Genomic DNA, 13,035 nt, shown 5'->3' on the forward strand with positions numbered 1-13,035 from the left:
TTGCTGCCGATGTCACGGCGTCGGGGGTGGAGACGGCGGCGGCCTCGACGGCGAGGGGGTCGGCTGGGGTGCTGGGTGCTGCGGGGGCCCGCGCCGGCGGGAGTGCTGCCGATGTCACGGCGTCGGGGGTGGAGACGGCGGCGGCCTCGACGGCGAGGGGGTCGGCTGGGGTGCTGGGTGCTGCGGGGGTCCGCGCCGCCGGGAGTGCTGCCGACGTCAGGGCGTCTAGTGCTGCCGACGTCAAGGCGTCTGGGGTGGAGGTGGCTGTCTCGACGCCACGGCGGTCGGCTGCGGCGCTGGGCGCTTCAGGGGTCCGCGCCGATGAGAGCCCTGCCGACGCCCCGGCTTCTGGGGCGGACTTGGCGGCGGCCTCGACGCCACGGCGGTCGGCTGCGGCGCTGACTGCTCCGGGTGCCCGCGCCGCCGACGTCACGGCGCCAGGAGCGGAGGCAGCCCCGGTGCGGACATCGGCACAATCGGCCGCGGCGCAGGCGACGGCACGACCGGCCGCGGCGCAGGCGACGGCACGACCGGCCGCGGCGCGGACAACGGCACGACCGGCCGCGGCGCAGACAACGGCACAATCGGCCCCCGCACAGACGACGGCACGACCGGCCGCGGCATCGACGCCGACACCGTCACCCGCCGCACTGAGCGCCCCGGTCACCCGCTCCCGTACAGAGGGCAAGGGTTCACCGGACCGAGCCGGAAAGGCATCATGAAGACCGTGCCCCATCCAGCAACGCTACGCAGGGCGCCCGTGCAGCGGCGCAGTGCCGAACGGCTCACCAGGATCCTCGACGCCTGTGCCGGCCTCCTCGACGAGGTCGGCTACGACGACCTGAGCACCCGGGCCGTCGCCCAGCGGGCCGGCGTGCCCATCGGGTCGGTCTACCGCTTCTTCGGCAACAAGCGGCAGATGGCCGACGCCCTCGCCCAGCGCAACCTCGAGCGCTACACCGCCCGCGTCACCGAGCGCCTCAAGGAGACCGGCGACGGGCGCTGGCCCGCGGCCATGGACGCCGTGCTCGACGAGTACATCGCGATGAAGCGCACCGCGCCGGGCTTCTCCCTCGTCGACTTCGGCAACCAGATCCCTGTCGGCACCCGCGGCGAGCCCAACCATCGCGTCGCCGACCGCCTGACCGACCTGCTCTCCGGCTACCTCGACCGCGAACCGGACGAGGACCTGCGCCGCACCTTCCTGGTCGCCGTCGAAACCGCCGACACCCTGGTCCACCTGGCCTTCCGGGTGGCACCCGAGGGTGACGAGCGGATCCTGGCGGAGGCGCGGGAGATGCTGCGGGCGTATCTGGCGCGGGTGCTGGACTGACCCGCTCCCGCCGCGGAGCGCCCGAATTCACGACTTCGTCCCCGAAGAGGGCTCCCCTCCATGCATACCGGTCGGTATGCTCGGGGCGGAATCAGCGCGCCGCCGTAGCCGCCATCCCTGGGAGGACCCGTGTCCCGCACCGCACTGCGCATCTGCCCCCTGTGCGAGGCCACCTGCGGCCTCACGCTCACCATCGAGGGGACCGAGGTCACCGGGGCCCGCGGGGACCGTGACGACGTCTTCAGCAAGGGGTTCATCTGCCCCAAGGGCGCCTCCTTCGGGGCCGTCGACGGGGACCCCGACCGGCTGCGTGCCCCGCTCGTACGCAAGGACGGCGAGCTGTGCGAGGCCACCTGGGAGGAGGCCTTCGACGCGGTCGCCGCCGGGATCCGCCCGGTCGTCGAGCGGTACGGACCGAACGCCGTGGGTCTCGTGCTGGGCAACCCCAACGTGCACACCGTGGCCGGCGCGCTCTATCCGCCGGTCCTGATCGCCGGCCTGCGCACCCGCAGCGTCTTCACCGCCTCCACGGTCGACCAGATGCCCAAGCACGTCTCCAGCGGACTGCTCTACGGCGACGCCCTCGCCATCCCCGTGCCCGACCTGGACCACACCGACCACCTCCTCCTCATCGGCGCCAACCCGCTGGAGTCCAACGGCAGCCTGTGCACCGCCCCCGACTTCCCCGGCAAGCTCAAGGCGCTCAAGGCCCGCGGCGGCACCCTCACCGTCATCGACCCCCGCCGCACCCGCACCGCCAAGCTCGCCGACCGGCACCTGGCGATCCGGCCCGGCACCGACGCGCTGCTGCTCGCCGCCATGGCGTCCGTGCTGTTCGAGGAAGACCTGGTCGCGCTCGGGGAGCTGACGCCACACGTCCAGGGCGTCGAGGAACTGCGCGCGGAGGTACGGGACTTCACCCCCGAGGCCGTGGCCGACGCCTGCGACATCGACGCCGGCACCATCCGTGCCCTGGCCCGCGAACTCGCCGCCGCACCCACCGCCGCCGTCTACGGCCGCATCGGCAGCTGCACCGTCCCGCACGGCACCCTGGCCAGCTGGCTCGTCGACATCCTGAACATCCTCACCGGCAACCTCGACCGCCCCGGCGGCGCCCTCTTCCCGCAGGCCGCCACCGACAAGACGCCCCGACCCGCAGGCCCCGGCCGCGGGTTCGCGCTGGGCCGCTGGCGCTCCCGGGTCAGCGGGCACCCCGAGGCCAAGGGCGAGCTGCCGCTGTCCGCGCTCGCCGAGGAGATCGACACCGCCACCGAGGAGGGCGAGCCGATCCGGGCTCTCGTCGCCATCGCCGCGAACCCCGTCCTGTCGGCACCCGACGGCGACCGGCTCGACAAGGCGCTCGGCTCGCTCGACTTCATGGTCAGCGTCGATCCGTACCTCAACGAGACCTCGCGCCACGCCGACGTCGTGCTGCCCCCGCCGCCGCCCTCGCAGAGCCCGCACCACGACTTCGCCTTCAACACCCTCGCCGTGCGCAACCAGGTCCGCTACAGCCGCGCCGCCGTCCCGCTGGAGCCCGGCCGCATGGCCGAGTCCGAGATCCTGGCCCGGCTGATCCTCGCCGCCACCGGCATGCACGGCGCCGACCCGGCCGCCGTCGACGCGATGATCATCGAACAGACCCTCGGCAAGGCCGTCACGGAGCCCCACTCGCCCGCGCACGGCCGCGACCCGAAGGAACTCGCCGCCCAGCTCACCGGCGAGAGCGGCCCCGAGCGACGGCTCGACATGATGCTGCGCCTCGGCCCCTACGGCGACGGCTTCGGCGTACGACCGGACGGGCTGACCCTGGAGAAGCTGCTGGCGCATCCGCACGGCATCGACCTCGGGCCGCTCGCCTCCCGCCTTCCCCAGCCGCTGAAGACGCCCAGCGGCAAGGTCGAGCTGCTGCCGGGGCCCATCGCCGGCGACCTGCCCCGACTGCGGGCGGCCCTGCGCGAGCGTCCCGACGGACTGGTCCTCGTCGGCCGGCGCCATCTGCGCTCCAACAACAGCTGGATGCACAACGTGCCCGCCCTCACCGGCGGTTCCAACCGCTGCACCGTGCACATCCACCCGCAGGACGCCGAGCGGCTCGGCGTACGGGACGGGGCCGTCGTACGCCTCAAGGGTGCCGGGGGAGAGGTGAGCGCCCCCGCGGAGGTCACCGACGCGGTGCGCCCGGGTGTGGTGAGCGTGCCGCACGGCTGGGGGCACGACCGCCCCGGCACCCGCCTCGGGCACGCCGCCACCGACCCGGGAGTCAACGTCAACCAGCTCCTCGACGGCAGCCTGCTCGACCCGCTGTCGGGCAACGCCGTCCTCAACGGAGTGCCCGTCGAAGTGACCCCGGTGTCCGAAAAGATCACGGCTCTGACCTGAGCAAAGCTCTGACCTGGAGTTTTGCGCTTATTGCTCGCATGTCAACGTCTTGTTAACGTCGCTTGACCGGACCTAACGTCGTCGCACCCCCGGCCCTCGTGGGATGTTCAAGGGCGAACGTTAGGTATCCACTCATGCTGACCATCCTCGGCTTCGCCATGATCGCGACCTTCCTGGTCCTGATCATGATGAAGAAGATGTCGCCGATCGCGGCGCTCGTACTGATTCCGGCACTGTTCTGCGTATTCGTCGGAAAGGGCGCCAAGCTCGGTGACTACGTCATCGAAGGCGTCACCAGCCTCGCCCCCACCGCGGCGATGCTCATGTTCGCGATCGTCTACTTCGGTGTGATGATCGATGTCGGCCTCTTCGACCCGATCGTTCGGGGAATCCTGAAGTTCTGCAAGGCCGACCCGATGAGGGTCGTCGTCGGCACGGCGATCCTCGCCGCGATCGTCTCCCTCGACGGTGACGGCTCGACCACCTTCATGATCACCGTCTCGGCGATGTACCCGCTGTACAAGCGCCTGAAGATGAGCCTGGTCGTGATGACCGGTGTCGCCGCGATGGCCAACGGCGTGATGAACACCCTGCCGTGGGGCGGCCCGACCGCCCGCGCCGCCACCGCGCTCAAGCTCGACGCCAGCGACATCTTCGTCCCGATGATCCCGGCCCTCGCCGTCGGCCTGCTGGCCGTCTTCGTCCTCTCGTACTTCCTCGGTCTGCGCGAGCGCAAGCGCCTCGGCGTGCTCACGCTGGACGAGGTCCTGGTCGAGGAGAAGGAGGCCGAGAGCGTCCTCGTGGGTGCCGCCGGCTCCGGTGGCTCCGGTACGGCCAAGTCCCCGGCGAGCACCGGCGGTTCGGGCTCCGGCACCGACGCGGAGGGCGACGCCGAGGACGACGAGCGCTTCCAGGCCCTCGACCCGAACCGGGCCACCCTGCGCCCCAAGCTGTACTGGTTCAACGCGCTGCTGACGGTCGCCCTGCTGACCGCCATGATCATGGAGTGGCTGCCGATCCCGGTGCTGTTCCTGCTGGGTGCCGCGCTCGTGCTGACCGTGAACTTCCCGCACATCCCCGACCAGAAGGCCCGGCTGGCCGCCCACGCCGACAACGTGCTCAACGTCTCCGGCATGGTCTTCGCCGCCGCCGTCTTCACCGGCGTCCTCCAGGGCACCGGCATGGTCGACCACATGGCCAAGTGGATGGTGGACGTCATCCCCGAGGGCATGGGCCCGCACATGGCCCTGGTCACCGGCCTGCTGAGCCTTCCGCTCACCTACTTCATGTCCAACGACGGTTTCTACTTCGGCGTCCTGCCGGTCCTCGCCGAAGCAGGCGCGGCGCACGGCGTCACCCCGCTGGAGATGGCCCGCGCCTCCTTGGTCGGACAGCCGCTGCACATGTCGAGCCCGCTCGTCCCCGCCGTGTACGTCCTCGTCGGCATGGCCAAGGTGGAGTTCGGCGACCACACCAGGTTCGTCGTGAAGTGGGCCGCGCTCACCTGCCTGGTCATTCTCGCGGCCGGAATGCTGTTCGGAATCATCTGACCGTCAAGCACCGCGAGCACCGCAAGTACCATTCCAGGAGGACCCGTTGATAGCGCCCGGTGGGAACCGCGGCTGGCTGCTCCGCCTCGTCATCGCCTTCAGCTTCGCGCAAGGGGCGGTGTCGATGGCCCGGCCCGCCGTCTCCTACCGGGCCCTCGCGCTGGGCGCGGACGAGCGGGCGATCGGTGTGATCGCGGGGGTGTACGCCCTGCTCCCGCTGTTCGTCGCCGTCCCGCTGGGCCGCCGTACCGACCACGGCCGCTGTGCGCCGCTGCTGCCCGCCGGTGTGGTCCTGATCTCCGGCGGCTGCGCGCTGAGCGGCATCGCGGACTCGCTGTGGACGATGGCGGTCTGGAGCGGGGTCATGGGCCTCGGTCACCTCTGCTTCGTCATCGGCGCCCAGTCGATCGTCGCCCGCCAGTCCGCGTCGCACGAACAGGACCGCAACTTCGGCCACTTCACCATCGGCGCCTCCCTCGGCCAGCTCGTCGGCCCGATCGCGGCGGGCGCGCTGATCGGCGGCCGGGACATGGCGGGCACCAGCGCGCTCGCCCTGCTGGTGGCGGGCGCGGGTGGCGCGGTCGCGCTCACCTCGCTGTGGCGCATAGAGAGCCGTACGACGGCCAAGTCCCGCAAGGAACAGGCCGGGCGGGTCCCCGTCCGGCGCATCCTGGGCGCCAGGGGCGTGCCCGCCGGCATCTTCATCAGCCTCGCCGTGCTGTCCGCGACCGACATCCTCACCGCTTATCTACCGGTGGTCGGCGAGCACCGGGGCATCGCGCCCTCGGTGATCGGCCTCCTGCTCAGCCTGCGCGCGGCGGCCACCATCGCGTGCCGGCTGGTGCTGACGCCCCTGTTGCGGATCCTCGGCCGCACCCTGCTGCTGACGGTGACCTGTCTGCTGGCCGCCCTGCTGTGCGCGGGCATCGCGCTGCCGGTGCCGGTGTGGGCCCTCGCCGTGATGCTGGCGGTGCTCGGCTTCTGCCTCGGCGTCGGCCAGCCGCTTTCCATGACGACCGTCGTGCAGGCGGCCCCCGAGGGCGCCCGCTCCACCGCCCTCGCCCTGCGGCTGACCGGCAACCGCCTCGGCCAGGTCGCCGCCCCGGCGTCGGCGGGCCTGATCGCGGGGCTCGCGGGGGTGGCGGCGCCGTTCGTGATGCTGGGCGCGCTGCTGCTCGTCTCGGCGGGGACGGCGCTGCGGGCACCGGGCGGACCGACGCGGGAAGTGGGCCGAAGGCGCGGGATGGCGGCGATCTTGCGTCGAAAGAGTGGTATCTGATGGGCCGTAAGGCCCTGCTTCCACGATTCGACGTGCATATGTGAAAGAGAGTCAGACGAAGAGCGATTTGTACGAAAATCGTCTGACTCGGAGGATCGCATGCCCACCACGTCTCTTCCTCGCCGCGCGGCACGCGTCGTCGCCGTCACGGCGCTGACCGCCGCGCTGACTCCGCTCTCCGGTATGCCGACGGCGGGGGCCGCTCCGATGGCCCCCGGCGACAACGGCACCCTCAAGATCCACACGGCGCCGTGGGACGGAGTGCGGCGCACGCCATACGGGGACGCGATCGACGAGCCGAGGGTCTGCCGGTTCTACCTCGACGCAGCCAACTTCGAGACCGTCGACGCGGTCACCTGGCGCATCGAGACCCAGCCGCCGGTGACGGGTGGTGCCACGCTCCGCGGGACCCTCAACCTCCTCAACGACACCGGCATCGGCCACACCGAGGACCTGAACCTGCCCGACGGCGAGTACCAGCTGTCCTGGTCGTTCGCGGGCATGACGGGCGCCGAGCGGCAGAAGCAGTTCACGGTCGACTGCCGGGCCTCGATGTCGACGCCCACCCCGCAGGGCGGTCCGCCCGCCGGTGGCGGCGGCATCGCGCGCGACGAGGCCTTCACCACCGTCGCCGGCGCCGGTGTCGTCGGTCTCGCCGCGGTGGGCGGGGTGATCTGGTTCCGGCTCCGTCGCCGTACGCATGGCGCGTAGAAGGCGCAGGCCCTGGTACCGCAGACGTGCCTTCCGGCTGGCGAGGACGGCCGTACTGACCGTCTCGCTGATCGTGGTCTGCGTCCGGTGCGACCACGACAGGCCCGGAGCCGGTACGACCGCTCCGGGTTCGGCCGAGGCCTCCGAGGTCCGAGCCGCCGACACCGGTTCCGGTGCCGGCGGGGAGGGCGCCATCCCCGGCGCCGACTCCCGCCCCGCCGCGGGCGGTTCGCCCGCCGACGCCGGTGCGGCATCACCCCAGCAGCCCGCCGGCAGCTCGGCCGCGGTACCTTCCGGCACCACGGCATATCCCGGTACCACGGCGTATCCCGGTACTACGGCGCCATCCGGTACCACTGCCTATCCCGGTACCACGGCGCCATCCGGCACCACGGCGTATCCCGGCACCACGGCATATCCCGGCACCACGGCGTATCCCGGTACCACGGCGCCATTCGGTACCCCGGCCCAGACCACGGTCCCGACGGGCGTCCCGACTCCGGCCCCGCCCCCGACCTCCTCCCCGCCCCTCCCCGCCCGCACCGCGACGGCCGGCAAGCGCCCCGGCGGCCCGCGCACCCTGCCCCGCTCCCGTGCCACCCGCCTCGTCATCCCCTACATCAGCGTCGACGCGCCGTTGATGGACCTGCACCTCGACAGCGAGCGGCGCCTGCCCGCGCCCCCGGCGTCCGAGCCCAACCTGGCCGGCTGGTACGCGGACGGACCCTCCCCGGGCGAGCAGGGCACGGCCATCGCGGTGGGCCACCTCGACACCGACACCGGCCCGGCCGTCTTCGGCGGGCTCGGCGAACTGAAGCGCGGCAAACGCGTCGAGATCCGGCGCGCGGACGGACGGACCGCCGTCTACGCGGTCGACAAGATCAAGACGTACGAGAAGGACAAGTTCCCCAACCGCGAGGTGTACGGCGCCCGGTCCCGCCCGGAGCTGCGGCTGATCACCTGCGGCGGCAACTACAACCGCAGGACCGGCTACACCGGCAACGTCGTCGTCTACGCCCATCTCGTCGCGACCAAGGAGCCGAAGCGCGTCGGCCGGCGCTGAATCCGATCGTCCGTTTGCCCGCATACCGGACCGTCGCGCCCGATCCCGCCCGTTCCCTTCCCCCGGCCGCACACATTCCGTTAACTTCCGTGACTCACACGCCCCGTACGACCCGCACGGAGCGTTCGACCGCGGAGCATCAGGGCCGTCCGGCACCAGCGCGAGCCGGAAGTGCGTACCGGCAGCCGGACGTGCCCTGGCGCCTGATTGAGCCCCCGGGGGCATCCGTCATGACACGCGCCATCTCCCTGCACGACGTCAGCAAGGCATACACGCGAGGCGTCCGCGTCGTGGACCGCTTCTCGCTGGACATCGAACCCGGCGAGTTCCTCGTCCTGCTCGGGCCGTCCGGCTGCGGCAAGTCCACCGTGCTCAGGATGATCGCCGGTCTGGAGGAGATCGACGAGGGCGAACTGCTGCTCGACGGGGAGGCGGCGGACGACATGCTGCCCGCCGATCGCCGGATGGCGATGGTCTTCCAGAACTTCGCCCTCTACCCGAGCATGACCAGCCGCGACAACATCGGCTTCCCGCTGCGCATCGAGTCCCCCGGCGCGGACCCGCGCCCGCGGGTGGACGCCACCGCCCGCATGCTCGGCATCGAGGACCTGCTCGACCGCTTTCCCGCGCAGCTGTCCGGCGGCGAACGCCAGCGCGTCGCCATGGGCCGGGCCATCGCCCGGCACCCCACCGCGTTCCTGATGGACGAGCCGCTGTCCAACCTCGACGCCAAACTCCGCAACCACCTGCGCGCCGAGATCAGCGGCCTCACCCGCAAGCTGGGCACCACCACGGTCTACGTCACCCATGACCAGGCCGAGGCGATGTCGCTCGGCGACCGGGTGGCCGTCATGCGCGGCGGCGTCCTCCAGCAGGTCGGCACCCCGCGCTCGGTCTACGCGCTGCCCCGCAACGTCTTCGTGGCCGCCTTCATCGGCATCCCGCGCATCAACCTGCTGCGCGGCGTCGTGCGCGCCCCGCTGGACGGCGCGATGACCATCAGCCTCGGCAAGCAGTACCTCCGGCTGCCCGAACCCCTGTGCCTGGACCACCAGTTGCTCCGGGTGCAGCAGGGGCGTGAGGTCATCGTGGGCCTGCGTTCGGAGGCCGTGCGCATCGCCAAGCCCGCCGAGGCGCGGCCCGGCGAGGCGCACATCACCGGGCTGGTCGAGCATGTGGAGTTCCAGGGTCACGAGGTCCTCGTCCACTTCAACACCGGCTCCCGGCCGGCCGTCGTACCGGACCTGGAGGCCCCGCGCCCGGTCCCCCCGGTCCGGCGCCGCCGCCGTGACACCGGCACGGTGCTGGACCGGCTCCGCGGCCGCGCGGCCGCCGCCCTGCGCGCCGGGCCCGTGCTGACGCTGGAGCACCCGGCCGACCCAGCTCCCGACGCCGCGCCGCCCGAGGGCCGCCTCCCCGGCGACCTCATCGTCCGCACCACGCCGGACATCGAACTCCGGCACGGCATGCAGGTCCCGCTCCTCGTCGACATCGCCCACCTGTTCGTCTTCGACCAGCACGGCGAACGCATGTGCCCGGCCCCGGCGCGGCTGCCCGACCTGGACGAATAAGGCCTGTCGGGAATAGGTAGCCATGCGGGCATGAATGTGCAACTCACCCGGACCAGGGTCGCTCTGTCGGTGGCCGGCCTGCTCCTCGCCGTCGGCGCGCCGACCGCGTACGCCACCCTCGAGGCCGGCCCCGGCCCGGCGTCGGCGCGCGGAGAGCCGTATGTCGAGACCCGGTTGCTCTTCGGCACCGCGCGCCCCGACGGCGGTCCGGCCGTCACCGACGAGCAGTTCATGGCGTTCGTCGACGAGGAGGTCACGCCGGACTTCCCGGACGGCCTGACCATCCAGGCCGGGCGCGGGCAGTGGCGGGACGCGAGCGGGGCGATCGAGAAGGAGCGGTCGTACGAGCTGATCCTGCTGTACCCCCCGGCCCGGGCGGGCGCCAGTGACCGCAGGATCGAGGGGATCCGCCGCGCCTACGAGAAGGCCTTCGGTCAGGAGGCGGTGGGGAGGGTGGACGACGGGGCGCGCGTCGACTTCTGATGTCATGGAGCGGTCTGGCGCCCTAAAACTAACGCCGCTAGTTTATGTGCCGGACGACCATGTGGCCCGCCCGGGAGGAAGCGTGATGAAGGCACACGACGGCTTGTACATCGACGGCGCCTGGCGCCCCGCCGACGGACGGGACGTCATCGAGGTGGTGAACCCGGCGGACGAGCAGGTCATCGGCCGGGTCCCGGCCGGCACCGCCGCCGATGTCGACACCGCCGTACGGGCCGCCCGCGCAGCCCTCCCCGGCTGGGCCGCGACCCCGCCCGCGGAACGGGCCGCGCGACTGGCCGCGCTGCGGGACGCCCTGGCGGCACGCAAGGACGAGATCGCCGAGACGGTCACCGCCGAGCTCGGCTCGCCGCCGAAGTTCTCCCAGTCGGTGCACGCGGGCGCGCCGATCGCGGTCGCGGGCACGTACGCCGAACTGGCGGCGACGTACGCCTTCGAGGAGAAGGTCGGCAACTCGACCGTGTACCTGGAGCCCATCGGCGTGGTGGGCGCGATCACGCCCTGGAACTACCCGCTCCACCAGATCGTCGCCAAGGTCGCCCCAGCGCTCGCGGCCGGCTGCACGGTGGTGCTGAAGCCCGCCGAGAACACCCCGCTGGTCGCCCAGCTCTTCGCCGAGGCGGTCGACGCGGCCGGTGTCCCCGCGGGCGTCTTCAACCTGGTCACCGGCCTCGGCCCGGTCGCCGGGCAGGCCCTCGCCGAACACCCGGGCGTCGACCTGGTCTCCTTCACCGGCTCCACCGCCGTCGGCCGGCGGATCGGCGCGGTGGCCGGCGCGGCGATCAAGAAGGTCGCGCTCGAGCTCGGCGGCAAGTCCGCCAACGTCATCCTGCCGAGCGCCGACCTGGCCACCGCGGTCAACGTCGGCGTCGCCAACGTCATGTCCAACTCCGGGCAGACGTGCAGCGCCTGGACCCGGATGCTGGTCCACCGCGACCAGTACGACGAGGCCGTGGAACTGGCCGCGGCCGCCGCCACGAAGTACGGCGAGCGGATCGGGCCGGTGGTGAGCGCCCAGCAGCAGGAGCGGGTGCTCGGCTACATCGAGAGGGGGGTGGCCGAAGGAGCGCGACTCGTCGCGGGCGGCACCGAGGCGCCGCGCGAGCGGGGCTACTTCGTCAGCCCGACCGTCTTCGCGGACGTGACCCCCGACATGGCCATCGCGCAGGAGGAGATCTTCGGCCCCGTCCTGTCCGTCCTCAGGTACGAGGACGAGGAGGACGCCCTGCGCATCGCCAACGGCACCGTCTACGGCCTCGCGGGCGCCGTCTGGGCCGGCGACGAGGCGGAGGCGGTCGCCTTCGCGCGCCGGATGGACACCGGGCAGGTCGACATCAACGGCGGCCGCTTCAACGTCAGCGCCCCCTTCGGGGGTTACAAGCAGTCGGGCGTCGGCCGCGAGCTCGGCACGCACGGCCTGGCCGAGTACCTCCAGACCAAGTCCCTGCAGTTCTGAGGAGCCCGCACATGGTTCGCGCCGCCGTCCTGCCCGCCATCGGTGCCCCCCTGGAGGTCACCGACATCGATCTGCCCGACCCCGGACCCGGCCGGGTCCGCGTCCGGCTCGCCGCCGCCGGCGTCTGCCACTCCGACCTGTCCCTGTCCAACGGCACCATGCGCGTCCCGGTTCCCGCGGTCCTGGGTCACGAGGGCGCGGGCACGGTGGTGGCCGTGGGGGAGGGGGTCACGCAGGTCGCGCCCGGCGACGGCGTGGTCCTCAACTGGGCGCCGTCCTGCGGAACTTGCCACGCCTGTGGGCTCGGCGAGGTGTGGCTGTGCGCCAACGCGCTGAACGGCGCCGCCGACGTCCACGCCCGTACCGCGGACGGCACCGACCTGCACCCCGGTCTGAACGTCGCCGCGTTCGCCGAGGAGACGGTCGTCCCGGTGGGCTGCCTGCTGCCGCTTCCGGCCGGCGTCCCGCTCACCGACGCCGCCCTGCTGGGCTGTGCCGTGCTCACCGGTTACGGCGCCGTGCACCACTCGGCACGGGTGCGGGAGGGGGAGAGCGTCGCCGTCTTCGGCGTCGGAGGCGTCGGCCTGGCCGCCCTCCAGTCGGCCCGGATCGCGGGCGCGGCGAAGATCGTCGCCGTCGACGTCTCCCCGGAGAAGGAGGAGCTCGCGCGCGCGGCGGGAGCCACCGACTACGTCGTCGCCTCCGAGAACACCGCCCGCGAGATCCGGGGCCTGACCGGCAAGCAGGGCGTGGACGTGTCCGTCGAGTGCGTCGGCCGGGCGACCACGATCCGCGCCGCCTGGGACGCCACCCGCCGCGGCGGCCGCACCACGGTCGTCGGCATCGGCGGCAAGGACCAGCAGGTCACCTTCAACGCCCTGGAGATCTTCCACTGGGGCCGCACCCTCTCCGGCTGCGTCTACGGCAACTCCGACCCGGCGCGGGACCTGCCGGTGCTGGCCGAGCACGTACGCGCCGGGCGCCTGGACCTGGGCGCTCTGGTGACGGAACGGATCGCGCTGGACGGAATCCCGGCGGCCTTCGAGAACATGATCGCGGGCAAGGGCGGCCGGGCCCTGGTGGTGTTCTGACCCCTCTGGTGTTGCCCGGGGCTCCCGATGCCCCGGGCAACCTTCGTGCACAACCGTTGACCCCATACCGGCCGGTCAGTATGTTCGCCGCCAACGTC

General features: G+C 72.3%; 10 protein-coding genes and 1 pseudogene. 10 read left to right on the forward strand and 1 reads right to left on the reverse strand.

Translation table 11 applies throughout. The annotated features are described in order from the left end of the window. Positions 1 to 244 (reverse strand): annotated as a pseudogene (locus ACIRD7_RS31900) (hypothetical protein); the annotation flags it as partial. 474 nt (positions 245 to 718) lie between these two features. Between ACIRD7_RS31900 and ACIRD7_RS31905 the strand changes: the two are divergent. From ACIRD7_RS31905 to ACIRD7_RS31950, 10 genes are all read left to right on the forward strand, one after another. Beyond that, a complete protein-coding gene (locus ACIRD7_RS31905; RefSeq protein ID WP_403459036.1) occupies positions 719 to 1,333 on the forward strand; it encodes a TetR family transcriptional regulator in 615 nt (204 codons plus the stop codon). Between the two features lie 129 nt (positions 1,334 to 1,462). Then, positions 1,463 to 3,715: a molybdopterin oxidoreductase family protein gene (locus tag ACIRD7_RS31910; protein WP_403459037.1), complete on the forward strand. Its 2,253-nt coding sequence runs from the start codon at positions 1,463 to 1,465 to the stop codon at positions 3,713 to 3,715. A gap of 98 nt (positions 3,716 to 3,813) precedes the next feature. Next, on the forward strand, positions 3,814 to 5,265 hold the full coding sequence (locus tag ACIRD7_RS31915; RefSeq protein ID WP_403459379.1) for a CitMHS family transporter: 1,452 nt from the start codon (positions 3,814 to 3,816) through the stop codon (positions 5,263 to 5,265). Between the two features lie 49 nt (positions 5,266 to 5,314). Further along, positions 5,315 to 6,544: an MFS transporter gene (locus ACIRD7_RS31920; RefSeq protein ID WP_403459381.1), complete on the forward strand. Its 1,230-nt coding sequence runs from the start codon at positions 5,315 to 5,317 to the stop codon at positions 6,542 to 6,544. A 99-nt stretch (positions 6,545 to 6,643) separates the two neighbouring features. After that, positions 6,644 to 7,255, forward strand: a complete 612-nt coding sequence (locus ACIRD7_RS31925; protein ID WP_403459038.1) for a hypothetical protein — start codon at positions 6,644 to 6,646, stop codon at positions 7,253 to 7,255. Then, the gene (locus tag ACIRD7_RS31930) at positions 7,245 to 8,318 is read left to right on the forward strand and encodes a class F sortase (RefSeq protein ID WP_403459039.1); all 1,074 of its coding nucleotides are present in this window, start codon (positions 7,245 to 7,247) and stop codon (positions 8,316 to 8,318) included. The genes ACIRD7_RS31925 and ACIRD7_RS31930 overlap by 11 nt, the downstream gene beginning before the upstream one ends. 230 nt (positions 8,319 to 8,548) lie before the next feature. Continuing rightward, entirely contained in the window at positions 8,549 to 9,889 is a 1,341-nt protein-coding gene (locus ACIRD7_RS31935; RefSeq protein WP_403459040.1) for an ABC transporter ATP-binding protein, read from the forward strand. A 30-nt stretch (positions 9,890 to 9,919) separates the two neighbouring features. After that, a complete protein-coding gene (locus ACIRD7_RS31940) occupies positions 9,920 to 10,372 on the forward strand; it encodes a DUF3574 domain-containing protein (protein WP_403459041.1) in 453 nt (150 codons plus the stop codon). An 85-nt stretch (positions 10,373 to 10,457) separates the two neighbouring features. Then, the gene (locus tag ACIRD7_RS31945; RefSeq protein WP_403459042.1) at positions 10,458 to 11,846 is read left to right on the forward strand and encodes an aldehyde dehydrogenase family protein; all 1,389 of its coding nucleotides are present in this window, start codon (positions 10,458 to 10,460) and stop codon (positions 11,844 to 11,846) included. Between the two features lie 11 nt (positions 11,847 to 11,857). Beyond that, entirely contained in the window at positions 11,858 to 12,937 is a 1,080-nt protein-coding gene (locus ACIRD7_RS31950) for a Zn-dependent alcohol dehydrogenase (RefSeq protein WP_403459043.1), read from the forward strand. The last annotated feature ends 98 nt before the right edge of the window (positions 12,938 to 13,035 follow it).

Source organism: Streptomyces sp. NPDC093568 (assembly GCF_044764945.1).
Classification (GTDB): Bacteria; Actinomycetota; Actinomycetes; order Streptomycetales; family Streptomycetaceae; genus Streptomyces.